Origin of the sequence: Pandoraea oxalativorans (genome assembly GCF_000972785.3) — a bacterium.
GTDB lineage: Bacteria > Pseudomonadota > Gammaproteobacteria > Burkholderiales > Burkholderiaceae > Pandoraea > Pandoraea oxalativorans.
This window is the reverse complement of sequence record NZ_CP011253.3, coordinates 5,134,530-5,157,916: the sequence shown is the minus strand read 5'-3', so window position 1 is coordinate 5,157,916 and position 23,387 is coordinate 5,134,530. Positions and strand designations below refer to the sequence as shown.

Below are 23,387 nucleotides of genomic sequence, written 5' to 3'. Positions count from 1 at the left end.
ATGACCAGCTTCCGTACTTCGGCAGTGTTGGCCGCTGGCGCGTTGGCGCTGGCAGGCTGTGCGACTGTCACGAACCCGAACCCCGCTGACCCCATCGAAGGTTTCAACCGTTCGATGTACAAGTTCAACGACACGCTCGACAAGGCCGTGCTCGTGCCCGTGGCAAAGGGCTACCGTTTCACGGTGCCGGAACCGGCGCGCGACATGGTCACGAACTTCTTCTCGAACGTGGGCGACGTGTACAACCTCGCCAACAACCTGCTTCAGTTGCAGATCACGGCCGCCGCGCAGGATCTGATGCGCCTGACGATCAACACCTTCTTCGGTGTCGGTGGTCTGTTCGACTTCGCTACGCCGGCCGGCCTGCCCAAGCACAGCCAGGATTTCGGCGTGACGCTGGGCAAGTGGGGCTTGCCTGACGGTCCGTACCTCGTGCTGCCGCTGCTCGGCCCGAGCACGGTGCGCGACAGCGTCGGCATGGCTGGCAACATGTTCATCGACCCGACGTCGTATATCAAGCCGGACTGGATCAGGTATTCGCTGTACGGTGTGCGTCTCGTGAATACGCGCGCCAACCTGCTCGACGCGTCCAACCTGCTCGAAGCCGCCGCGCTCGATCCGTACTCGTTCACGCGCGACGCCTATCTCGCACGTCGCAAGTATCTGGTGAACGGCGGTGCGACGAGCGATACGTCGCTGCCGAATTACGAAGATGAGGACGGTGCCGGTGCTGCCGGTGCAGCCGCAGCGGGTGGCGCCGGTGCGCAGCCGATGCCCGCCGCCAAGCCCGCCTCGGGCGCGAGCGCCCCGGCGCCCGCCTCCGGTGCGCAGGCCGAACCGGACGCGCCGCAAGGCTCGCCCGTGCCGGGCAAAATGGTGCCGGGTGGTTTGCCCTTCCGTCGTTAATCGTTACCGATCGTCGATAACTGTCGTTGCATCGGAGTTCGGCGCTTTAATCGCGTGGTAGCCGCGTGATCGCTACGCGATAGGCGCGCCGTCTCCGGGCAACAGTTTGTTACACGACACTCCCGGCAATCCGAGAACTCCAGACGCCGCGCGGGTATCAAAACCCGCAACACTCGTCACTCGAAAGAGGAAGTCCACAATGAAGAAGTTCTGGCTCATTCCCGTCATGGCTTTCATGACGTACACCGCCGCTGGCTCTGCCATGGCGCAAGCGCAGTCCCCGGATGCACTCGTGAAGCAAACCGTGACCGAAGTGATGGCTGCGGCCAAGAGCGACCCCAACATCCAGAAGGGCGATCTGAACAGCATTACGCGTCTGGTCGAGCAGAAGATCATGCCGCACGCCGATTTCGCCAAGACGACGCAACTGGCTACCGGCGCGGCATGGCGCAAGGCCACGCCGGAGCAGCAAAAGCAGCTGACCGAACAGTTCAAGACGCTGCTGCTGCGCACGTACGCCGGTGCCATTGCCCAGATTCGCGACCAGCAGGTCAATTACAAGCCGTTCCGCGGCCAGCCGAGCGATACCGATGCCGTGGTGTACACCGACGTCATCAACAACGGTCAGCCGATCGAACTCGACTACCGTCTGTACAAGACGGCCAGCGGCGAATGGAAGCTGTATGACCTGAATGTGCTGGGCGCATGGCTGATTCAGACGTATCGCAATCAGTTCGCCGAGAAGGTCAACCAATCGGGCGTCGATGGCCTGATCCAGTTCCTGACCCAACGTAACCAGCAACTCGCAGGCGGCAAGTAAGCCCATGCTCGCGTTGCACACCGCCCTGACTCACGACACTGCCGGCGACGTCCTCGCGCAGGCCATCGATCGCATCGACGCGGGCGAGACCCAGATCGACTGCGCCGGGCTCACGCATTTCGACTCGTCGGCGCTCGCGGTGCTGCTGGCCTTGCGCCGTCACGCGAGTCGGCGCGGTGCGATGTTGGCGTTCACTAACTTGCCGACAGGGCTGGCCAGCCTTGCACTGGTGTACGGCGTCGACCATCTGCTTTCGAGCTGATTCGTCTGGCCGGACTGCCGCCGTCTCGAAGAAGCGCCGTCATGTGACGGCGCTTTTTTTATGGTTGGGCGGATAACGGCCAAGGTGGGCTAAGGCGGGTGCGAGCACGGCCGCCACCGGCTTCCTTTATAATCAGGGGTTTTCTGCCGACTTTTGGGCAGTGACCCCCCGTCCGGGCTCCGACACTGCCACCCTCGGTGCAGTCCCCCCGATCCGGAAAACAATAATGGCGTACCCGCGAAGACGGGTGCGTGCAGTCATGGCCGCCATCGAAATCCGTAACGTCAAAAAACGCTATCAGGCGTTGCAGGCGCTCAAGGGCGTCAGCTTCTCGATCGAAGAAGGCGAATTCTTCGGTCTGCTCGGCCCCAACGGCGCGGGCAAGACCACGCTGATCAGCATTCTCGCGGGCCTCGCGCGCGCGGACTCGGGCAACATCAGCGTGCTCGGTCACGACGTAGTGCGCGACTACCGCGACGCCCGCCGCAAGCTCGGCGTGGTGCCGCAGGAACTCGTCTTCGATCCGTTTTTCTCCGTGCGCGAGACGCTGCGTATCCAGTCCGGCTACTTCGGACTCAAGCGCAACGACGACTGGATCGACGAAGTGATGGCTAACCTCGATCTGACCGACAAGGCGGACGCGAACATGCGTCAGCTCTCGGGCGGCATGAAGCGACGCGTGCTGGTGGCGCAGGCGCTGGTGCATCGCCCGCCGGTGATCGTGCTCGACGAGCCGACCGCCGGGGTCGACGTCGAACTGCGTCAGACGCTCTGGAAGTTCATCTCGCGTCTGAACCGCGAAGGTCACACGATCGTGCTGACCACTCACTATCTCGAAGAAGCGGAAGCGCTGTGCGATCGCATCGCCATGCTCAAGCGCGGCGAAGTCGTGGCGCTTGAGCGCACAGCGTCGCTGTTGCAGCGCTTCGCGGGCACGCGCCTCGTGCTGCGCTTCAAGCAGGGCACGTTGCCGGCCGAATTGCGTCCGTTGCTGGTCGACGGGCAGGACACGAACGGCCATCAGTTTGCGCTGCGCCTGTCGGGCTGCGACGAAGTGGAATCCATTCTCGCCACCTGCCGTGCGGCAGGCGGCATCGTCGAAGACATCGACATTCAGAAGGCCGACCTCGAGGACGTATTCGTGCAGATCATGTCGGGCTCGCGCGCGCAGGAGGTGGCAGCATGACCGGCTTCAGCACGTTGTTCTACAAGGAAGTGCTGCGCTTCTGGAAGGTGAGTTTCCAGACCGTGGCTGCGCCGGTACTCACCGCGCTGCTGTATCTGATGATCTTCGGCCACGTGCTCGAAGACCGCGTGAAGGTCTACGACCAGATCAATTACACGTCCTTCCTCGTACCCGGACTGGTGATGATGAGCGTGTTGCAGAACGCGTTCGCCAATAGCTCGTCGTCGCTGATCCAGTCGAAGATCACGGGCAACCTGGTGTTCGTGCTGCTGCCGCCGCTCTCGCATTGGGAGATGTATGGCGCGTACGTGCTGGCGGCCGTTGTGCGCGGACTGGCGGTCGGACTGGGCGTTTTCCTCGTGACGGTCGCGTTCACGCATCTGACGTTTGCCGCACCGCTGTGGATCTTGGGCTTCGCCTTCTTCGGCGCGGCGATTCTCGGTACGCTGGGATTGATCGCGGGCATCTGGGCCGAGAAGTTCGACCAGCTCGCTGCGTTCCAGAACTTCCTGATCATGCCGGCGACGTTCCTCGCGGGCGTGTTCTATTCGATTCAGTCGTTGCCGCCGCTGTGGCAGGCCGTCTCGCACTTCAACCCGTTCTTCTACATGATCGACGGGTTCCGTTACGGCTTCTTCGGCGTGTCCGACGTGGCCCCGACGACGAGTCTCGCTGTCGTCGGCGTGACTTTCCTGATACTCGCAACCGTGGCGCTGAATCTGCTGCGCCGTGGCTACAAACTGCGTCACTGAACTTCTCCAGGATCAGCCATGCTGCCTACCCCCGAACAAATCAAACAGTACATCGAAGCCGGTCTGGCTTGCGATCACGTGGCCGTCGAAGGTGACGGTCAGCACTTCTTCGCGACCATCGTCAGCGCACAGTTCGAAGGCAAGCGCCTCATTGCGCGCCATCAACTCGTGTACGGCGCGCTGGGCGACCGCATGAAGGCCGAAATCCACGCGCTCTCGATGAAGACGCTCACGCCGGCGGAGTATCAGGCGCAATGAGGATTACGCAAGAAAGCGCTGGCGCTGCCGGCAACGGCGAGGTTCTCGCTGGCGAGCGTGTGGCCGCGGACCACCTGGAAATCGAAGGTGGCGAGCGGCTGGAAGGCGAGATTACCGTCTCGGGCGCCAAGAACGCGGCGCTGCCCATTCTGTGTGCCAGCCTGCTGACGGCCGAGCCGCTCGTGCTGGGCAACGTCCCGGATCTGCACGACGTGCGCACCATGCTGACGCTGCTCGCGCGCATGGGCGTGAAGGTCGAACGCAACGGCGAGTCGGTGACGCTGGACGCGTCGCAGATTACCGAGCCTGCCGCACCGTACGAGCTGGTGAAGACCATGCGCGCGTCGATTCTGGTACTCGGTCCGCTGCTCGCCCGTTGTGGCGAAGCGCGTGTGTCGTTGCCGGGCGGCTGCGCCATCGGCGCCCGACCCGTCGATCAGCACATCAAGGGCCTGCAGAAGATGGGCGCCGAGATCACGTTGACGCATGGCGACATCGTGGCGCGGGCGTCACGTCTGCGCGGCGAAACGCTGGTGACGGACATGATCACCGTGACGGGCACCGAAAACCTGCTCATGGCGGCCACGCTGGCCGACGGCGTGACCGTGCTGGCCAACGCCGCGCGCGAGCCGGAAGTGACCGATCTGGCCCATCTGCTCGTGAAGATGGGCGCGAAGATCGACGGCATTGGCACCGATCGTCTCGTGGTGACGGGTGTCGCGCGCTTGCATGGTGCAACGCACGATGTCGTGCCGGACCGTATCGAAGCAGGCACGTTCCTGTGTGCGGCGGTGGCCACGCGCGGCGACATTACGTTGCGCCGCGTGGTGCCGGGCACGCTCGACGCCGTCATCGAAAAACTGCGCGAGACCGGCGCGAATGTGACCGGCGGCGCGGATTGGCTGCGCGTGCAGATGGATCGTCGCGCGCAGGCCGTGAGTTTCCGGACGTCGGAATATCCGGCGTTCCCGACCGACATGCAGGCGCAGTTCATGGCGCTGAACTGCATTGCACAGGGCGCGTCGCACGTCGTGGAAACGATCTTCGAGAACCGCTTCATGCATGTGCAGGAATTGACGCGTCTGGGCGCGAATATCGGCATCGAAGGCAATACGGCGCGCATTTCCGGCGTGGATCGTCTGTCGGGTGCGCACGTGATGGCGACCGATCTGCGCGCGTCCGCCAGTCTGATCGTCGCGGGCCTGACGGCCGACGGCCGTACCCTCGTCGACCGCATTCATCACCTCGATCGCGGCTATCATCGTATCGAGGCCAAATTGTGCGCCGTGGGCGCGCGAATCCGGCGTGTCGAAGCATGCCAGGGAGAGATTGCATGAGTACCGTGAAGCTGGCCACGCCAGCCCAGCCGCTGGCCCAACCGCTTACGCTGGCGCTCTCGAAAGGGCGTATCTTTACGGAGACGCTGCCGCTACTCGCAGCGGCCGGTATCGAGGTGACGGAAGATCCCGAAACCTCGCGCAAGCTGATCCTGCCGACGACCGATCCGAATCTGCGCGTGATCATCGTGCGCGCGACGGACGTGCCGACGTATGTCCAATATGGGGCCGCCGACTTCGGCGTGGCCGGTAAGGACGTACTCATCGAACACGGCGGTGGCGGCCTTTATCAGCCGATTGATTTGAACATTGCGCGTTGCCGCATGTCTGTGGCTGTACCGAAGGGTTTCGACTACGCGAATGCCGTACGTCAGGGCGCACGTCTGCGTGTGGCGACCAAGTACGTCCAAACCGCGCGCGAACACTTCGCGGCCAAGGGCGTGCACGTCGACCTGATCAAGCTGTACGGCTCGATGGAGCTGGGCCCGCTCGTGGGTCTGGCCGACGCGATTGTCGATCTGGTGAGCACCGGCGGCACGCTGCGGGCCAATAATCTGGTGGAAGTGGAGGAGATCATGGAGATCTCGTCCCGCCTCGTGATCAACCAGGCTGCGCTCAAATTGAAGCGTGAGTCTTTGCAGCCTATTCTGGATGCCTTCGAGCAGGCGTCCCGGCAAACAGCATGAAACTCGATATTCGCAAACTCGATTCGTCCGCTGACGGATTCGCCGCGCAGTTGCGCGACGTTCTGGCGTTCGAAGCGAGCGAAGACGCCGCCATCGACCGTGCGGCCGCCGAAATTCTCGCCGACGTGAAAGCGCGCGGCGACGCTGCCGTCATCGAATACACCAACAAGTTCGATCGTCTCAGCGCCCCCGACATGGGCGCGCTGGAGCTGTCTGCCGACGTGTTGGCGGCGGCCCTCGAAGGGCTTGAGCCGAAGCGTCGCGCGGCCCTCGAAGCAGCGGCTGCGCGTGTGCGTGCCTATCACGAGAAGCAGCGCATCGAATGCGGCAGCCACAGCTGGCAATACACCGAGTCGGACGGCACGGTGCTTGGCCAGAAGGTCACGCCGCTCGATCGCGTCGGCATTTACGTGCCGGGCGGCAAGGCGGCGTATCCGTCGTCGGTGCTGATGAATGCGATTCCCGCACGCGTGGCAGGCGTCAAGGAAATCGTCATGGTGGTGCCCACGCCGGATGGCGTGCAGAACCCGCTGGTGCTGGCAGCGGCGCACATCGCCGGGGTGGACCGCGTGTTCACCATCGGTGGCGCACAGGCGGTGGGCGCGCTGGCGTATGGCACCGAAACGGTGCCGGCTGTCGACAAGATCGTCGGTCCGGGCAATGCCTTCGTGGCGGCAGCCAAGCGTCGCGTGTTCGGTACTGTGGGCATCGACATGATCGCCGGTCCGTCGGAAATTCTCGTGATCTGCGACGGTTCGACCGATCCCGACTGGGTGGCGATGGACCTGTTCTCGCAGGCCGAGCATGACGAACTCGCCCAATCCATCCTGCTGTGCCCGGACGCCGAGTACATTGCGCGCGTGTACGCGTCGCTGGAGCGTCAGATCGACGACATGCCGCGCCGTGAGGTGATCGCTGCGTCGCTGCAAGGGCGTGGCGCGCTGATCAAGGTGCGCGATATGGCCGAAGCGTGCGACATCGCCAACGTGATCGCGCCCGAGCACCTGGAAATCTCGGCCGAGACGCCGCAGCAGTGGGGCGACAAGATCCGCCACGCCGGTGCGATCTTCCTCGGCAAGTTCACGAGCGAAAGCCTCGGCGACTACTGCGCCGGGCCGAACCACGTGCTGCCGACCTCGCGCACCGCGCGTTTCTCGTCGCCGCTGGGCGTGTACGACTTCATCAAGCGTTCGAGCCTCATCGAAGTGAGCGAGGGCGGTGCCCGCATGCTCGGCGAGATCGCGGCCGAACTGGCATACGGCGAAGGCCTGCAAGCGCACGCGCGCAGCGCCGAATACCGTTTGCATCACGAGTCCTGACATGCGCGACGACGCCCTGCGGCCCGCGTATTGTCCCTCGACGCCGGCCACTGCCCGGCGTCGGACCCGCGCAAACGCCACACTCGCATTGCCCCTGTTGGTTTCGCTGCCAGCCCGCGTCTCGCGGGCTGCGCTGCGCTCTGTCGCACGGTCGGTCGCACGGACGGTCTTGCTGTTCGGTCTCGGGCTGACGGCGGCCACGGCGGCGCACGCTGCGGGCAGCTATTGCCAGCACGCCAGATTCGAGGGCGCCTCCGTCGAGAAGATGACGGTGTGCGTGCGGCGTCAGGCGTTCGATAACGACGTGTACGTGCTGCGTCTGGACGGCAAGACCGCGCTGCGCGGCACCGACGACGAAGTGGCGCACGGCGTGTTCGGCCGCGTTGGCAACCGGCTCGTCGCCATGCGCTGCGAGGCCGAGGAGTCGCCCGCGCGGGTGAGCCCGGCCGTGGCGCAGGCGTTGTCGTGGCAGACGGGCGTGCGCGTGCAGCGCATCACCGACGCGCTTGGCAACGTGGAGACCGGCCGCCGCTGCACCGTCAAGATCGACGGCGCCGACGCGGGCTTGCTGACGTTCGCGTTCAACTGAGTCCGTTCATCCGCCCCTGCGCCCCTAACCCAATACCCCTCGCCTTCGATTCGCCATGTCCGTCGACCAAGTGATTCGCCCCGATGTGCTCGCTATGAGCACCTATCCCGTGCCCGATGCCAGCGGCTTTCTGAAGCTCGACGCGATGGAGAACCCCTACGGTCTGCCCGATGCGCTGCGCACCGCGCTGGCGCAGCGTCTGGCGGATGTGGCGCTCAATCGCTATCCTGCGCCGCGCCCGCAGGCGCTGCTCGAGAAGCTCTCGCGCACGATGGGCGTGCCCGCAGGCGCGAAGTTGCTCCTCGGCAATGGCTCGGACGAAATCATCAGCATGATCGCGATGGCGACGGCGCGTCCGGGCGCGGCGGTCATCGCGCCGATGCCGGGATTCGTAATGTACGAGATGTCGTCGCGGTTCGCGGGTGTCGAGTTTGTCGGCGTGCCGCTCACGGCCGACTTCTCGCTCGATATGCCTGCGATGCTGGGCGCGATTGCGGCGCATCCCGGCGCGGTGGTCTATCTGGCGTATCCGAACAACCCGACCGGCAATCTGTTCGCCGACGCGGACATCGAGACGCTGGTGCGCGCGGCAGGCAACGGGCTGGTGGTGATCGACGAGGCGTACCAACCGTTCGCGGGCAAGACGTGGATGCCGCGTCTGCCCGAATTCCCCAATCTGCTGGTGATGCGCACCGTCTCCAAGCTCGGACTGGCGGGTATTCGCCTGGGCTATGTGGCGGGCGGCGCCGAGTGGCTGGATCAGCTCGACAAGGTGCGCCCGCCCTACAACGTGAACGTGCTGACGCAGGCGTGCGCCGAATTCATGCTCGATCACCTCGACGTGCTCGACGCGCAGGCGGCCGAGTTGCGCGCGGAGCGCACCCGTCTGGCGGCCACGGTGGCGGCGCTTCCCGGGGTGACGGTGTTCGCCAGCGACGCGAATTTCCTGCTCGTTCGGGTGCCGGATGCAGACAAAACCCACGCTGGGCTGCTCGCGCACAAGGTGCTGATCAAAAACGTGGGTAAAATGCACGTATTGCTGGCCAATTGCCTCAGATTGACGGTCGGCACCCCCACGGAGAATGCCGCAATGGCCAAGGCTCTGGCGGCATCACTCTAACAAGCTATACGACGAGAACTCACCATCATGCGCATTGCGGAAGTCGTTCGCGATACCAGCGAAACGCAAATACGCGTCAAGATTGACCTGGACGGCACCGGCCGGAAGACGCTCGATACCGGCGTGCCGTTTCTGGACCACATGCTCGACCAGATCGCGCGCCACGGCCTCATCGACATGGATGTCGAAGCCAAGGGCGATACCTACATCGACGACCACCATACGGTGGAAGACGTCGGCATCACGCTGGGTATGGCGGTGGCCAAGGCCATCGGCGACAAGAAGGGCATCGTGCGTTACGGCCACAGCTATGTGCCGCTCGACGAAGCCCTCTCGCGGGTGGTGATCGACTTCTCGGGTCGTCCCGGTCTCGAATTCCATGTGCCTTTCACGCGCGCTCGCGTGGGCAACTTCGACGTCGACCTGCTCATCGAATTTTTCCGTGGCTTCGTGAATCACGCGGGCGTCACGCTCCATATCGACAACCTGCGCGGCATCAACGCCCACCACCAGTGCGAGACGGTGTTCAAGGCGTTCGGTCGTGCCCTGCGCATGGCGGTCGAGATCGATCCGCGTGCTGCGGGTGTCGTGCCGTCCACGAAGGGAAGCCTCTGACATTGACGGGTCTGTAGCGCTCGCGACGCCGGTTCGACCAGTGTCGCCAGCCGGATAGCCCGCCGGACGCGAGTCCGGCGCCCCTGCGAAGATTCATCGACCGGCCGAACGCCGGCGCCGCGTGCCCCTTATGACGCTCGACGCCTTCAAGTTCTTCATTTCGTTGCTGGCCCTGATCAATCCGCTCGGGGCGATTCCGCTGTTCATCAGCCTGACGTCGACGCAGACGCGGGAAGAGAAGCGCCACACGATCAACGTTGCGGCGATTGCCGTGGCACTGGTGGTGGCGGGGTCGGGACTGTTCGGTGAGGCCATCATCCGCTTCTTCGGCATCTCGATTGCGTCGCTGGAAGTCGGTGGCGGCGTGATCATGCTGCTCATGGCGGTGAACATGATCAACGCGCAGACCGGGAACACGCGGGCGACGGCGGAAGAGCGTCACGAAGCGGAGGAGCGGCCGAACATCGCCGTGGTGCCGCTGGCGATTCCTCTGCTCACCGGGCCGGGAACGATCAGTACCGTGATCATCTACTCCGGCCGCGCGCACGGCTGGGCGCAGATTCTGGCGCTCATGGCGATTGGCGTGGGGGTGGGTGCAGTGTGCTGGGTGGCGTTGCGCAGTGCCGGACGTATCGAAGGCTGGCTCGGGCGCACCGGCATCAACATCGGCACGCGCCTGATGGGGTTGATCCTCTCGGCGCTGGCCGTGGAATTCATTATCGATGGTTTGAAAATACTGCTGCCGGGTTTGAGATGAATAAGATTGCGATTGTCGACTACGGAATGGGCAACCTGCGCTCGGTCTATCAGGCGCTGCGTGCCGCAGCCCCGGAGGCCGACGTGAGCATCAGCAGCGACGCCGCCGAGATTCGCGCCGCCGACCGCGTGGTGCTGCCGGGTCAGGGCGCGATGCGCGACTGCATGGGCTGCCTGAACGAGTCGGGCCTGCGCGAGGCCGTCGTCGAAGCCGCCGCCACCAAGCCGATGTTCGGCGTGTGCGTGGGCGAGCAGATGCTGTTCGATATGTCGGACGAAGGCAACACCCCTGCGCTGGGCCTGCTGCCGGGCCGCGTGGTGCGCTTCGATCTCGAAGGTCAGGTGCAGGACGACGGGTCGCGCTTCAAGGTGCCGCAGATGGGCTGGAACCGCGTGTGTCAGACGCAGGGCGCTCACCCGATCTGGGCCGGTGTGCCCGACGACAGCTATTTTTACTTCGTGCACAGCTACTACGTTGTGCCCGCGAAGCCCGAACTGACGGCCGGCGAGACGGTCTACGGCGTGCCCTTTACCTGTGCAGTGGCCCAAGACAATATCTTCGCCACTCAGTTTCACCCGGAAAAGAGCGCCCAGGCGGGGCTTGCGCTTTACCGCAATTTTGCACAATGGAAGCCCTGATGACGCCCCGTGCGACACGCCGGTATCCGGTTTCCTTCCCGAGCGTGCCCTCCATCACGGCTTATACTGTGCCATGTTGACGAAACCGATCCCGATGCGCCGAAGTCCGGCAAGACCGGGGTCGGTTTCATGTTGTCCGCGTAACTTGCGAATTCCTTTTACTTCCCACTAGCGACGTTTCACGATTGCCTATGCTGCTCATCCCGGCCATCGACCTTAAAGACGGTCAATGTGTTCGCCTTAAACAAGGCGACATGGATCAAGCCACCGTATTCTCGGAGGACCCCGCCGCCATGGCTCGACATTGGGTCGAGCAAGGTGCGCGCCGCCTCCATCTGGTGGACTTGAACGGTGCATTTGCTGGCAAGCCGCGTAACGAAGCGGCCATCCACGCCATCATCGAGGAAGTCGGCGCCGACATCCCCGTGCAACTGGGCGGCGGTATTCGCGACCTGGGCACCATCGAGCGCTTTCTCGACGCCGGTCTGTCGTACGTCATCATCGGTACGGCGGCCGTGAAGAACCCCGGTTTCCTGCGCGATGCCTGCAGCGCGTTCGGCGGCCACATCATCGTCGGCCTCGACGCCAAGGATGGCAAAGTGGCCACCGACGGCTGGAGCAAGCTCACCGGCCACGAAGTCGTGGATCTGGCGCGCAAGTTCGAGGACTACGGCGTCGAGTCGATCATCTACACCGACATCGGTCGCGACGGCATGCTCCAGGGCATCAACATCGAAGCGACGGTGCGCCTCGCGCAGGCGGTGACCGTGCCGGTGATCGCCAGCGGCGGACTGTCGAATCTGGGCGATATCGATGCGCTGTGCAAGGTCGAAGGCGAGGGCGTCGAAGGCGTCATCTGCGGTCGTGCCATCTACTCGGGCGATCTGAATTTCGCGTCGGCGCAAACGCGTGCCGACGAGCTTTCCGAAGGAGCGGCATAAGCGGGACTACGGCTGCGGCCGTCTCGCGTGCCAACATCATGGCTCTCGCTAAACGCATCATCCCGTGTCTGGACGTGACGGCCGGCCGCGTGGTCAAGGGCGTCAACTTCGTCGAACTTCGCGACGCGGGCGACCCCGTCGAGATCGCCCGCCGCTATGACGAGCAGGGCGCGGACGAACTGACGTTCCTCGACATCACCGCGACCTCCGACGGGCGCGATCTCATTTTGCCGATCATCGAAGCGGTGGCCGCGCAGGTCTTCATCCCCCTCACGGTGGGTGGCGGCGTGCGCGAAGTGGCAGACGTTCGCCGTCTGCTCAATGCCGGTGCGGACAAGGTCAGCATGAACTCGTCGGCAGTCGCGAATCCGCAACTGGTCGCCGACGCGGCGGCCAAGTACGGCTCGCAATGCATCGTCGTGGCCATCGATGCCAAGCGTGTCTCGGCCGACGGCGAAGCGCCGCGCTGGGAAGTCTTCACGCACGGCGGTCGTAAGAACACCGGTCTCGACGCGGTGGCCTGGGCCAAACAGATCGAGGCGCTGGGGGCGGGTGAAATCCTGCTCACGAGCATGGACCGCGACGGCACCAAGAGCGGCTTCGATCTGGCGCTCACGCGTGCCGTGTCCGACGCCGTGAGCATTCCCGTGATCGCCTCGGGCGGCGTGGGTTCGCTGGCCGATCTGGCCAACGGCGTGACCGAAGGCCATGCGGATGCCGTGCTGGCCGCGAGCATCTTCCACTACGGCGAGCACACCGTCGGCGAAGCGAAGCGCTTCATGGCCGATAAGGGCATTTCCGTACGTCTGTAAGCCCTCTGAACGGGACTCGACGCATCATGACGCAAGACTGGCTGGACAAAGTAAGTTGGGACGAGCAGGGCCTCGTGCCCGTGATCGCGCAGGAAGTCGGCAGCAACGACGTGCTGATGTTCGCCTGGATGAACCGCGAAGCGCTCGCGCGCACCGTGGAAATCGGCGAGGCCGTCTATTACTCGCGTTCGCGCAAGCGTCTATGGCATAAGGGCGAGGAGTCGGGGCACGTGCAGAAGGTGCATGAGATCCGTCTCGATTGCGACGAAGACGTCGTGCTGCTCAAGGTGACGCAGAACGATGGCATCGCCTGCCACACGGGCCGTCATTCCTGCTTCTTCCAGAAGTTCGAGGGCAACGCCGCGGAAGGTCAGTGGACCACCGTCGAGCCGGTGCTCAAGGACCCGAACAAGATCTACAAGTGATTGCCATGAACGATACGCTCGAGCGTGTTGCCGAAGTGATCGCGTCGCGTAAGGGCGGCGATCCCGACAAGTCGTACGTTGCCCGTCTGTTTCACAAGGGCGACGACGCCATTTGCAAGAAGATCGGCGAAGAAGCGACCGAAGTCGTGCTCGCGGCCAAGGACATTCGCATTGGCGGGGCGGACGATCTGCGTCAGAAGCTCGTCAACGAGACGGCCGATCTGTGGTTTCACTGCATGGTGCTGCTGGCCCACCACGACCTGAGCCCGAACGAAGTGCTCGCCGAGCTGGCGCGTCGCGAAGGGCTGTCGGGCCTTGTCGAGAAGGCACAGCGCGGCACGCGCGGCGAACACGCGGACTGACATCGGCGTCTGCTGCTGTTTCTGTGGCAGCACCCCCAGCCCACTTTGCTCCCTGCACTCCATTTGTCCGACACTGCCGAGTCATCCCGAGACATTCCGAGACATCTCGCAGGCTCTCAAGAGGAGACGCTTCATGAACTATCCGCAACAATCCGGCGGCCCGGGCCATCCCTATACCGTCAATACGACGACGGTCACGAACGCGCCAAGCGAGGAGCAGGAGCGCGCGATGCGCAAGCTCACGCACGTGCTCTACGCGCTGTATGCGCTGTTCTGGCTCACTGGCGGTGTGACCGCCATCGTGGCCATCATCGTCAACTACATCAAGCGCGACGACGCGGCCGGCACGCTGTACGCGTCGCATTTCACCTGGCAAATCCGCACCTTCTGGTGGTCGGTGGTCTGGGCGGTACTGGGCGTGGCGCTTGCCGTCGTGGTGGTCGGGTTCGCGATTCTCTGGGTGCTGGGCATCTGGACGCTGTACCGGATCGTCAAGGGCTGGCTGTATCTGAACGACAACAAACCCATGTACGCGGCGCGCGCCTGACGGACGCAGGGGGGCGCTTCGGTTCATCAGAGCATTCGAGAGGAAGACACAAGCATGACGCACGACAACTGTATCTTCTGCAAAATCGTCGCCGGGCAGATCCCGAGCGCGCAGGTCTATAGCGACGACGACGTCGTGGTGTTCAAGGACATCAATCCGGCCGCCGACCTGCACCTGCTCATGGTCCCGCGCAAGCATATCGCCACGTTGCAGGACTGCCAGCCCGAAGATCAGGCGCTGCTCGGCAAGATGATGCTGCTCGCGCCGAAACTGGCCCGCGAGCAGGGTTACGCTTTCGATGGCGACGCAACGAACATCGACGGCAACGGGTTTCGCGTGGTGATGAACACCGGGCCGGGCGGCGGGCAGGAGGTTTATCATCTTCACATGCACATTCTGGCCGGACCGCGGCCGTGGAAGCGCATGTAGAGTCGGCGTGACAGCGAAGTCCGGGAATATCGCGACGGTTTGCCGCGTTATCGGATGGAACGGTGCAGCACTCGCGCGTCGGGAAAGGTTTCACGAAACATTTATTTCTACCCGGCGTCGCGCCCGGTTACGATGCTGGACGTGACGCGCAATGTGCCACAATGGGGCACATGGTTGCGTAACACGGGGCAAACATAGCGCACTACGCCAAAGGCCGGAGGGCCTGCGCAGTGGGGCTCGATAAAACCTCGTCGCGACGCGGCAGAGGTAGGTAAACGCAAGGAGAGTGGTCATGGGTTCGTTGAGTATTTGGCACTGGCTGATCGTGCTGGTGATCGTGATGATGGTTTTCGGCACCAAGAAGCTGCGCAACATGGGTAGCGATCTGGGTGGTGCGGTCAAGGGCTTCAAGGACGGCATGAAGGAAGGCGAAGCCTCCCCGTCCAAGGAAGATCCGGCGGCTGCCAAGGAACTGCGCGATTCGACCACCATCGACGTGCAGGCCAAGGACGCGAGCAATCACAAGCAAGGCTAAGCCGGCGTCGACATGATCGATCTCGGCCTTTCCAAACTGATGTTGATCGGCGTGGTTGCGCTGGTCGTGATCGGTCCCGAACGCCTGCCCAAAGTGGCGCGCACGGCGGGCGCGCTGTTTGGCCGCGCCCAACGCTATATCAACGACGTGAAGGCCGAAGTGAGCCGCGAGATGGAACTCGACGAGTTGCGCAACATGCGCAGCCAGTTCGAGGACGCGGCCCGCAGCGCGCAGAACACCGTTCAGAAGCAGTTGCATGAGCAGGAGGCATCGCTCAACGATGCCTGGGCGAGCGCCACCGGCACGTCGTCGAACGAGATCGCCGGGGGCGGTACCGATGCTGCGACCGGGTACTCCGATAGCTACCTGTCCGAGCCGGTGGTGACGTCGAGCCTGCGCGCGAAGCCCAAGCGTCGCAACTGGCGTGTGCGCCGGGCTGCAACGCCCATGTGGTTCAAGCAGGCCAGCACGACGCGCACGCAGGTGCAGTCGGGTGCGGCGCGCGTGGCGCGTCACACGCCGGCCAAGCTGCGCCGGCCCATCAAGTTCTTCTGACGCCTTTCGAGGCATAATCGCGCCGAACTTCCCGCCATCAGGCACTGTGCTGGCTTCATTCCTGGATAAGTCGACGTGAGCGACGAGAAACAAATCCCCGAAGGGGGCACCGAAGAGACCTTCATCTCGCATCTGGTCGAGCTGCGCAACCGCATCATTCGTGCGGGCACGTCCGTGATCGTGGTCTTCCTGTCGCTGGTCTACTGGGCCCCGGACATCTTCCGGCTGCTCGCCCGCCCGCTCACCCAATCGCTGCCCGCCGACGGCAAGCTGATCGTCACCGACATCACCGGCTCGTTCTTCGTCCCGATGAAGGTCACGTTGATGGTCGCGTTCGTGATTGCGCTGCCCATCGTGCTGTATCAGGTGTGGGCGTTTATCGCGCCAGGGCTGTATCAGCACGAGAAGAAGTTGGTCATGCCGCTGGTCGTGAGCAGCTACTCGCTGTTCCTGATCGGTATGGCGTTCGCGTATTTCCTCGTCTTCCCGACGGTGTTCCACTTCATCGCGCACTATAACGCGCCCCTTGGCGCGGAGATGAACACCGATATCGACAATTACCTGAGCTTCGTGCTGACGATGTTCATGGCGTTTGGCGTGACGTTCGAGGTGCCGGTGGTGGTCGTGGTGCTTGCCCGCATGGGCGTCGTGAGCATCGCCAAGCTCAAGCAGATTCGTCCGTATGTGGTGGTCGGAGCGTTCGTGCTGGCGGCTGTCGTCACGCCGCCGGACATCCTCTCGCAACTGCTGCTGGCCGTGCCGCTCTGTATCCTCTACGAGCTGGGCCTGATCGCCGCACGGATCTTCGTCAAACAGGGGCAGGCCCCCGACGGCGAGAACACCGAAGAGGACGGCAAGGCGACGTCCTGATCGCCGCCTGCCGGGTCTACACAAGGAAGCACGGGTTTCGTCCCGTGCTTTTTTGTTGGTTGAGCCCGGCGCGCGTCGGTTGCGTGTGATCGCGCGTCGACGACTGCCGTCGGTCGTACGTATCGATCGAATGCCTGCGCGGCTCGGATGCCCAAACGAAAACGGCCGCGCCGAAGCGCAGCCGTTATCTTGTTACTCAGGGGTGTTTCCACCCGTTGATCCCCGCCATCGGGCGGGCGCCGGGACTTCAGTCGGCGTTGTTCTCGTCGCTGCCGTCGTCTTCGTCCTGCACGGCGCGCTTGGGCGGCGGGGGACGCTTGCCGATCGTCGCCGTCAGATCCAGTTCCTTCTTCTTGCGCGTGACATGCAGCTTGGCCTGCGTGCCCGGCTTGATCTGGGCGATGACGTTGAGCAACTCGGTCGTGTCGCGAATCGACTCGTCGTTCACCTTCGTCAGGATGTCGCCCGGCTGGACGCCTGCCTTATCGGCCGGACCACCCTGCACGACGCCCGCGATGATGACGCCGGAATCCTGTTGCAGCCCGAAAGACTCGGCGATGTCCGAGGTGATGTCCTGCGGTTCGACACCAACCCAGCCGCGCGTGACGCCGCCGGTCGTGATGATGCTCTCGAGCACCGAGCGCGTCGTCGACACGGGAATCGCGAAGCCGATGCCCATATTGCCGCCGCTGCGCGAGTAAATTGCCGTGTTGATGCCCAGCAGATTGCCGTTCACGTCGACCAGTGCGCCGCCCGAGTTACCGGGGTTGATGGCGGCATCGGTCTGGATGAAATTCTCGAACGTGCTGATGTCGAGGTGGTTGCGGCCCAGCGCGCTGATGATGCCCATGGTGACCGTCTGGCCGACGCCGAACGGGTTGCCGATGGCGAGTACCACGTCGCCCACGCGCACCTGTTCCATGCGCCCGAGGGTGATGGCGGGCAGATTGTCGAGCGTGATCTTGAGCACGGCCAGATCGGTTTCCGGGTCGCTGCCGACCAGCTTGGCGCGGGCTTTGCGGCCGTCGGCGAGGGCGACTTCGATCTCGTCGGCGCCGTCCACCACGTGATGATTCGTGAGAATATAGCCTTCGCTGCTCACGATCACGCCAGAACCGAGGCTCGACACCGGGTCCTGACGCACCGTGCCGCCGCCATCTCCGAAGAAATAGCGGAACAGCGGATCATCGAGGCGCGGGTCGCGATTCTGCTTTTGTTCCTTGCTGGAAAAAATGCTGACGACCGCGGGCATGGCCTTTTGTGCGCCATCCGCATAGGAGCCTGCTGCCGGTTTGTCGGACAGACTCGGCGCGACTTCCTGCAAGGCGATGATCGGATTGGCGAGTTGCTTGCCGAACGAACCCTGGCGTTGCAGCCACTGAGGCTTGAGAGTGGCGATGATGAAGAGCAACGCAAGCAGCACGGTGACCGCTTGCGCGAACAGTAGCCAGAAGCGTCTGAGCATGAAGAAGCGAGGCCTTATATGAATCGTGTTGAACTCGAATTGTATCTGAACGATACCCTGCAAACCGCGCAATTTCGCGATTACTGCCCGAACGGCCTACAAGTCGAGGGACGCAGCGAGATCAGGAAAATCGCCAGCGGTGTGACCGCCAGCCTGGCGTTTCTCGAGGCTGCCCGCGACTGGGGTGCGGATGCCGTGCTCGTCCATCACGGTTATTTCTGGAAGAACGAAGAGGCCCGCATTACCGGAATGAAGCGCAAGCGTCTCGGGCTGCTGATCGGCAACGATATCAACCTCTTCGCCTACCATCTGCCGCTCGACGCACATCCCGAACTGGGCAACAACGCCCAACTCGGCAAGCTGTTGGGGTTCGCCGACGATGGTGGCCGTTTCGGCCCCGATCAGCTCGGATGGCTCGGTGCACCCGCGCAACCGATGACGCTCGCCGCCCTCGCAGCCCACGTCGAAGCGCAACTGGGACGCCAACCTCTGGTGCTGGGTGACCCCAGCCGTCAGGTGAACCGGGTGGCGTGGTGTACCGGCGGGGCGCAGGGCTTCTTCGAAGCGGCGATTGCCGCCGGGGCGGACGTGTACATCAGCGGTGAGGTGTCCGAGCCGACACAGCACCTCGCGATGGAAAGCGGTGCGGGGTATCTGGCGGCAGGGCATCACGCGACCGAGCGCGGCGGTGCCCGGGCGCTCGGCGAGCATGTCGCGGAACGCTTCGGACTCGAACATCGATTCTTCGATATGCCGAACCCGGCCTGAGGTTGGGCAGAGCAATAAAGGCAGGGTAATAAAAGCCGCCACCCGAGGGGCGGCGGCTTCAAACGGCGCTGGCGACTGCCTCAGCCGTTCTGCTTCTTGAGGCTGTCGCGGATTTCGCGCAGCAAAACAATGTCTTCCGGGGTGGGCGCCGGGGCGGCCGGGGCTTCCGGCTCCGGGCGCTTCAGGCGGTTGATCTGCTTGACCATCATGAAGATGATGAACGCCAGAATCAGGAAGTTCAGGGCGACGGTGATGAAGTTGCCGTAGCCGAACACGGCAACACCGGCCTTGGTCAGGTCGGCGTAGGACGTGGGGTTGCCTTTGAAGTCCGGCGGGATGGCGCCGAGCAGGATGAATTTGCTCGAGAAGTCAAGCCCGCCGAAGATGGCGCCGACAATCGGCATGATCAGGTCTTTGACGACCGAATCGACGATCTTGCCAAAGGCCCCGCCGATGATCACACCGACGGCCAGATCGATCACATTGCCTTTGACGGCAAATTCCTTGAATTCCGACATGAAGCTCATGCCATTCCTCCGCTGTTTTTAATGAGGGGCCTGGGGGAGCATCGCTGTACCAGCCCTCGTGAATTGGCATTGATTGACCGGTAATCTCATGCGGGTCTCGGGATGACGGCACGCATAACGTTGATCGGTCGGTCGATTGATGCCGATCGATGTCACGCGATTGCCACAGGCCGCGCATGACGTCACCGGGGTGAGACAAGGAAAATGATGACTAAATGTCGTGCACGCGTCAACGAAAGCGGCGATCATAGCGGTTCTCGAGCAGCATCCCAAAAGCGAAACCCCGGGTGGGCGGTAGCCACCCGCAGGGTACGTTAATCCTTTGAAAATACGCGAAAACCACTAGGAGACAGGGGCGTTTTGCCGTTGTTGCAGGCATTTACGCTCGCGTATGATTTAAGGTTGACGGAAATACAAATTCAACCGTGTGGGGCTTGTGATGAGTAACAATCAGAATCGTGCCGTCGACAGCAACCGCCGGAACCTTTTGATTGCAACGTCCGTAGCTGGAGGCGTAGGCGGCGTTGCAACACTGGTTCCTTTCGTCAGTTCCCTCGAACCTTCGGAGCGCGCCAAGGCTGGCGGAGCGCCCGTTGAAGCCGACATCGGCGGGCTACGGCCTGGCGAGAAGATGACGGTCTCCTGGCGCGGCCTTCCCGTGTGGATCGTACGCCGCACGCCGGACGAAATGGCTTCGCTGTCCAAAGTGACCGCCGCATTGGCCGATCCGGACTCCAAGGAAACGTTTTCCTTTCCGATGCCCGACTACGCCAAGAACGAATTCCGCACGCGTGTCGAGCATAAGGATCTGCTCGTGGTCGTCGGGGTTTGTACACACCTCGGCTGCATCCCTTCCGGTCCCTATCAGGCGAACAGCCTCCCGGCCCTGGGTCAGGATCCGGGCTTCCTGTGCCCGTGCCATGGTTCGACCTACGATATGTCGGGGCGTGTTTTCAAGAACAAGCCGGCGCCAAAGAATCTCGACGTTCCTCGTTTCATGTTCCTGAGCGACACCAAGATCGTGATCGGTAAAGACGAAAAAGGAGAAGCGTAAATGGCCGCCGACAAACAAGTCGACACGACGGGCTTGCTGGGCTGGATCGACCGCCGGTTTCCGCTCACGCAGCTCTGGAAAGACCACGCATCCGAGTATTACGCGCCCAAGAACTTCAATTTCTGGTACTTCTTCGGCTCGCTGGCCATGCTGGTGCTGGTGATCCAGATTCTCACCGGCATCTTTCTGGTGATGAACTACAAGCCCGACGCCAACCTTGCGTTCGCGTCGGTCGAGTACATCATGCGCGAGGTGCCGTGGGGCTGGCTCATCCGCTACATGCACTCGACGGGCGCCTCGATGTTCTTCGTCGTGGTGTATCTGCACATGTTCCGCGGGCTGCTCTACGGCTCGTACCGTAAGCCGCGCGAACTGGTGTGGGTGTTCGGTTGCCTGATCTTCCTGTGCCTGATGGCCGAAGCGTTCATGGGCTATCTGCTGCCTTGGGGTCAGATGTCCTACTGGGGCGCGCAGGTGATCGTGAACCTGTTCTCGGCGATTCCGTTCATCGGCCCGGACCTGTCGCTGTGGATTCGCGGCGACTACGTGGTGTCGGACGCCACGCTCAACCGCTTCTTCGCGTTCCACGTGATTGCGATCCCGCTGGTGCTCATCGGGCTGATCGTCGCGCACATCATTGCGCTGCACGAAGTCGGGTCGAACAACCCGGACGGCGTCGAGATCAAGGACAAGAAGGACGCCAACGGCCGTCCGCTCGACGGGATTCCGTTCCATCCGTACTACACGGTTCACGACATCATGGGCGTGGGCGTGTTTCTGATGGTCTTCTCGGCGATCGTGTTCTTCGCGCCGACGATGGGTGGCTACTTCCTGGAAGCGAACAACTTCATCCCGTCGGACCCTCTCAAGACGCCGCCGCACATCGCACCGGTGTGGTATTTCACGCCGTTCTATTCGATGCTGCGCGCCACCACCGATGACTTCAAGCATCTGCTGATGGGCATTGCGGTGCTGGTCACGGCGGTCTGGTGGATCAAGGGCCGCGCGGCCGTCACGACCAAGGTTGCGGCGTCGGGCGGTGTGGTGTTGCTGCTGCTGGCGATGTACCTGACCGAGGCGAAGTTCTGGGGCGTGGTGGTGATGGGCGGCGCGGTGGTGACGCTGTTCTTCCTGCCGTGGCTCGACCATAGCCCGGTGAAGTCGATTCGTTACCGTCCGGGATTCCATAAGGTGTTGCTGGGTATTCTCGTCGTTGTTTTTGCGGTGCTGGGGTATCTGGGGATCCAGGAGCCGACGCCCGTGAAGACTGCCATCTCGCAGATTGGCGCGCTGTATTACTTCGGATTCTTCTGGCTGATGCCGCTGTGGAGCAAGCGCGGCACCTTTAAGCCGGTGCCGGAGCGCGTGACCTTCGCGGCGCATTGAGCGCACTCAAACGACGACTAGGGATATCAAGATGAGAAAACTGTTGCTTATCCTGGCGCTCCTGAGTGGCTTCACGGCGCCGGCTTTGGCTGAAGAGGGTGGGGCGCTGGACACGGCGCCCAACCGGATCGACGATCTGGCGTCGCTGCAGCGGGGCGCCAAGTTGTTTGTGAACTACTGCCTGAACTGCCACTCGGCGGCGTCGATGCGGTATTCGCGGCTCAAGGATCTGGGCTTATCGGAGGTGGAGATCAAGAACAATCTGCTCTTCACCACCGACAAGATCGGCGAGACGATGACCGTCGCCATGCGCACGGCGGATGCCAAGGAGTGGTTCGGCTCGGCCCCGCCAGACCTGTCGGTCGAGGCCCGCGCCCGGGGAACGGACTGGCTGTACACCTACCTGCGTACGTTCTACCGGGACGATTCGCGTCCGACCGGTTGGAATAACGTCGCGTTCCCGAATGTGGGCATGCCGAACCCGTTCTGGCAGTTGCAGGGCCAGCGTGGAATCAAGCATGCGCAGGGGGCGGAGCATGGTCCGGCGCAGTTCGTGCAAATCACTCAAGGGACGATGAAGCCGGTGGAATTTGATTCTGCTATGGCGGATTTGGTATCTTATCTGGATTGGATGTCGGAACCGGCGCAGCGAACGCGTCGGCAGTTGGGTGTCTGGGTTCTGTTGTTCCTGGGACTCTTTACGGTACTTGCCTGGCGCCTGAATTCGGCCTATTGGAAGGACGTGAAGTAAAATAACGTCTGTACGACGGGGCCAGGGTTTGGGAAGCTCGGTTTCCCGCCCCGGCCCCGTTGGTTTTTAAGGAAGACGCGCTATGATGGTTTTGTACTCGGGCACGACGTGCCCCTTCTCCCAGCGTTGCCGGCTGGTTCTGTTCGAAAAGGGCATGGATTTCGAAATCCGTGACGTCGATCTGTTCAACAAGCCGGAAGACATTGCGGTGATGAACCCGTACGGTCAGGTGCCGATTCTTGTCGAGCGCGACCTGATTCTGTACGAATCGAACATCATCAATGAGTACATTGACGAACGTTTCCCGCATCCGCAACTAATGCCGGCCGATCCGGTGCAGCGTGCACGTGCGCGTCTGTTCCTGTTCAACTTCGAGAAAGAGCTGTTCGTGCATGTGAGCGCGCTCGAGAACGAGAAGGGCAAGGCAGCGGAGAAGAATCACGAGAAGGCACGTTTGTCGATTCGTGATCGTCTGACGCAGCTTGCGCCGATTTTCGTGAAGAACAAGTACATGCTGGGTGAGGAGTTCTCGATGCTCGACGTGGCGATTGCGCCGCTGCTGTGGCGTCTGGATCACTACGGCATCGAACTGTCGAAGAATGCTGCGCCGTTGATGAAGTATGCCGAGCGGATTTTCAGCCGTCCGGCGTACATTGAAGCACTGACGCCGTCCGAAAAGGTCATGCGTCGCTAATGTGTCGATATGCCCGCTGGC

The 23,387-nt window shown here is 62.8% G+C and carries 30 protein-coding genes; 28 read left to right on the top strand and 2 right to left on the bottom strand.

Annotation, left to right across the window (positions count from 1 at the left end; translation table 11 throughout):
* From MB84_RS22775 to tatC, 23 genes are all read left to right on the top strand, one after another.
* Positions 1–906: an MlaA family lipoprotein gene (locus MB84_RS22775; RefSeq protein ID WP_046289998.1), complete on the top strand. Its 906-nt coding sequence runs from the start codon at positions 1–3 to the stop codon at positions 904–906.
* 199 nt (positions 907–1,105) lie between these two features.
* On the top strand, positions 1,106–1,726 hold the full coding sequence (locus MB84_RS22770) for an MlaC/ttg2D family ABC transporter substrate-binding protein (RefSeq protein WP_046289997.1): 621 nt from the start codon (positions 1,106–1,108) through the stop codon (positions 1,724–1,726).
* A 4-nt stretch (positions 1,727–1,730) separates the two neighbouring features.
* Positions 1,731–1,988: an STAS domain-containing protein gene (locus MB84_RS22765; RefSeq protein WP_046289996.1), complete on the top strand. Its 258-nt coding sequence runs from the start codon at positions 1,731–1,733 to the stop codon at positions 1,986–1,988.
* A 259-nt stretch (positions 1,989–2,247) separates the two neighbouring features.
* Positions 2,248–3,174, top strand: coding sequence for an ABC transporter ATP-binding protein (locus MB84_RS22760; protein ID WP_039393625.1), 927 nt, complete (start codon positions 2,248–2,250; stop codon positions 3,172–3,174).
* Positions 3,171–3,926, top strand: coding sequence for an ABC transporter permease (locus MB84_RS22755; RefSeq protein WP_039393623.1), 756 nt, complete (start codon positions 3,171–3,173; stop codon positions 3,924–3,926). The genes MB84_RS22760 and MB84_RS22755 overlap by 4 nt, the downstream gene beginning before the upstream one ends.
* A gap of 18 nt (positions 3,927–3,944) precedes the next feature.
* Complete coding sequence (locus tag MB84_RS22750) at positions 3,945–4,184, top strand: BolA family protein (protein WP_039393621.1); 240 nt, start codon at positions 3,945–3,947, stop codon at positions 4,182–4,184.
* Positions 4,181–5,521 (top strand): UDP-N-acetylglucosamine 1-carboxyvinyltransferase, encoded by a 1,341-nt coding sequence (murA, locus tag MB84_RS22745; protein WP_046289994.1) that lies wholly within the window; start codon positions 4,181–4,183, stop codon positions 5,519–5,521. The genes MB84_RS22750 and murA overlap by 4 nt, the downstream gene beginning before the upstream one ends.
* Before the next feature lie 32 nt (positions 5,522–5,553).
* Positions 5,554–6,207 carry an ATP phosphoribosyltransferase gene (gene hisG, locus MB84_RS22740; RefSeq protein ID WP_157122927.1) on the top strand — a complete coding sequence of 218 codons (654 nt, stop codon included), beginning with the start codon at positions 5,554–5,556 and terminating at the stop codon, positions 6,205–6,207.
* Positions 6,204–7,526 (top strand): histidinol dehydrogenase, encoded by a 1,323-nt coding sequence (gene hisD / locus MB84_RS22735; RefSeq protein ID WP_046289992.1) that lies wholly within the window; start codon positions 6,204–6,206, stop codon positions 7,524–7,526. Before hisG ends, hisD begins: the two co-directional genes overlap by 4 nt.
* Before the next feature lie 169 nt (positions 7,527–7,695).
* Entirely contained in the window at positions 7,696–8,115 is a 420-nt protein-coding gene (locus MB84_RS22730) for a hypothetical protein (RefSeq protein ID WP_157122820.1), read from the top strand.
* A gap of 55 nt (positions 8,116–8,170) precedes the next feature.
* Positions 8,171–9,235, top strand: coding sequence for a histidinol-phosphate transaminase (gene hisC, locus MB84_RS22725; protein WP_046289990.1), 1,065 nt, complete (start codon positions 8,171–8,173; stop codon positions 9,233–9,235).
* 27 nt (positions 9,236–9,262) lie between these two features.
* Positions 9,263–9,850: an imidazoleglycerol-phosphate dehydratase HisB gene (gene hisB, locus MB84_RS22720; RefSeq protein ID WP_039393608.1), complete on the top strand. Its 588-nt coding sequence runs from the start codon at positions 9,263–9,265 to the stop codon at positions 9,848–9,850.
* Positions 9,851–9,980: 130 nt separating this feature from the next.
* Positions 9,981–10,607, top strand: coding sequence for a MarC family protein (locus MB84_RS22715; protein ID WP_039393607.1), 627 nt, complete (start codon positions 9,981–9,983; stop codon positions 10,605–10,607).
* Positions 10,604–11,245 carry an imidazole glycerol phosphate synthase subunit HisH gene (hisH, locus tag MB84_RS22710; protein WP_046289989.1) on the top strand — a complete coding sequence of 214 codons (642 nt, stop codon included), beginning with the start codon at positions 10,604–10,606 and terminating at the stop codon, positions 11,243–11,245. Before MB84_RS22715 ends, hisH begins: the two co-directional genes overlap by 4 nt.
* A 191-nt stretch (positions 11,246–11,436) precedes the next feature.
* Complete coding sequence (gene hisA, locus MB84_RS22705) at positions 11,437–12,186, top strand: 1-(5-phosphoribosyl)-5-[(5-phosphoribosylamino)methylideneamino]imidazole-4-carboxamide isomerase (RefSeq protein ID WP_046289988.1); 750 nt, start codon at positions 11,437–11,439, stop codon at positions 12,184–12,186.
* A 38-nt stretch (positions 12,187–12,224) separates the two neighbouring features.
* Positions 12,225–12,998 (top strand): imidazole glycerol phosphate synthase subunit HisF, encoded by a 774-nt coding sequence (gene hisF / locus MB84_RS22700; RefSeq protein WP_039393600.1) that lies wholly within the window; start codon positions 12,225–12,227, stop codon positions 12,996–12,998.
* A gap of 26 nt (positions 12,999–13,024) precedes the next feature.
* Positions 13,025–13,423 carry a phosphoribosyl-AMP cyclohydrolase gene (gene hisI, locus MB84_RS22695; RefSeq protein ID WP_046289987.1) on the top strand — a complete coding sequence of 133 codons (399 nt, stop codon included), beginning with the start codon at positions 13,025–13,027 and terminating at the stop codon, positions 13,421–13,423.
* A gap of 5 nt (positions 13,424–13,428) precedes the next feature.
* Positions 13,429–13,785, top strand: a complete 357-nt coding sequence (locus MB84_RS22690) for a phosphoribosyl-ATP diphosphatase (RefSeq protein ID WP_046293169.1) — start codon at positions 13,429–13,431, stop codon at positions 13,783–13,785.
* A 229-nt stretch (positions 13,786–14,014) separates the two neighbouring features.
* Complete coding sequence (locus tag MB84_RS22685; protein WP_046293168.1) at positions 14,015–14,332, top strand: DUF4870 family protein; 318 nt, start codon at positions 14,015–14,017, stop codon at positions 14,330–14,332.
* 54 nt (positions 14,333–14,386) lie between these two features.
* Positions 14,387–14,761: a histidine triad nucleotide-binding protein gene (locus tag MB84_RS22680; RefSeq protein ID WP_046289986.1), complete on the top strand. Its 375-nt coding sequence runs from the start codon at positions 14,387–14,389 to the stop codon at positions 14,759–14,761.
* A 292-nt stretch (positions 14,762–15,053) separates the two neighbouring features.
* A complete protein-coding gene (gene tatA, locus MB84_RS22675; protein WP_039393592.1) occupies positions 15,054–15,296 on the top strand; it encodes a Sec-independent protein translocase subunit TatA in 243 nt (80 codons plus the stop codon).
* Between the two features lie 12 nt (positions 15,297–15,308).
* Positions 15,309–15,851, top strand: coding sequence for a Sec-independent protein translocase protein TatB (gene tatB / locus MB84_RS22670; RefSeq protein ID WP_046289985.1), 543 nt, complete (start codon positions 15,309–15,311; stop codon positions 15,849–15,851).
* Between the two features lie 75 nt (positions 15,852–15,926).
* Positions 15,927–16,721, top strand: coding sequence for a twin-arginine translocase subunit TatC (tatC, locus tag MB84_RS22665; RefSeq protein ID WP_046289984.1), 795 nt, complete (start codon positions 15,927–15,929; stop codon positions 16,719–16,721).
* Positions 16,722–16,968: 247 nt separating this feature from the next.
* Here tatC and MB84_RS22660 read toward each other — a convergent pair whose 3' ends face one another.
* The gene (locus tag MB84_RS22660) at positions 16,969–18,186 is read right to left on the bottom strand and encodes a Do family serine endopeptidase (RefSeq protein WP_046289983.1); all 1,218 of its coding nucleotides are present in this window, start codon (positions 18,184–18,186) and stop codon (positions 16,969–16,971) included.
* Between the two features lie 18 nt (positions 18,187–18,204).
* Here MB84_RS22660 and MB84_RS22655 point away from each other — a divergent pair, with 18 nt between their 5' ends.
* The gene (locus MB84_RS22655; protein ID WP_046289982.1) at positions 18,205–18,954 is read left to right on the top strand and encodes a Nif3-like dinuclear metal center hexameric protein; all 750 of its coding nucleotides are present in this window, start codon (positions 18,205–18,207) and stop codon (positions 18,952–18,954) included.
* A gap of 80 nt (positions 18,955–19,034) precedes the next feature.
* Here the strand turns inward: MB84_RS22655 and mscL are convergent, their stop codons facing one another.
* Positions 19,035–19,481, bottom strand: coding sequence for a large conductance mechanosensitive channel protein MscL (mscL, locus tag MB84_RS22650; protein ID WP_046289981.1), 447 nt, complete (start codon positions 19,479–19,481; stop codon positions 19,035–19,037).
* A 439-nt stretch (positions 19,482–19,920) separates the two neighbouring features.
* Between mscL and petA the strand changes: the two genes are divergently transcribed.
* The 4 genes from petA to MB84_RS22630 all read left to right on the top strand — a co-directional run bounded on the left by petA (position 19,921) and on the right by MB84_RS22630 (position 23,366).
* Positions 19,921–20,535, top strand: coding sequence for a ubiquinol-cytochrome c reductase iron-sulfur subunit (gene petA, locus MB84_RS22645; protein WP_046289980.1), 615 nt, complete (start codon positions 19,921–19,923; stop codon positions 20,533–20,535).
* Positions 20,536–21,921 (top strand): cytochrome b, encoded by a 1,386-nt coding sequence (locus MB84_RS22640; protein ID WP_046289979.1) that lies wholly within the window; start codon positions 20,536–20,538, stop codon positions 21,919–21,921.
* Between the two features lie 31 nt (positions 21,922–21,952).
* Complete coding sequence (locus MB84_RS22635; RefSeq protein WP_046289978.1) at positions 21,953–22,672, top strand: cytochrome c1; 720 nt, start codon at positions 21,953–21,955, stop codon at positions 22,670–22,672.
* 82 nt (positions 22,673–22,754) lie between these two features.
* Entirely contained in the window at positions 22,755–23,366 is a 612-nt protein-coding gene (locus MB84_RS22630; RefSeq protein WP_044457268.1) for a glutathione S-transferase N-terminal domain-containing protein, read from the top strand.
* Positions 23,367–23,387 lie beyond the last annotated feature (21 nt).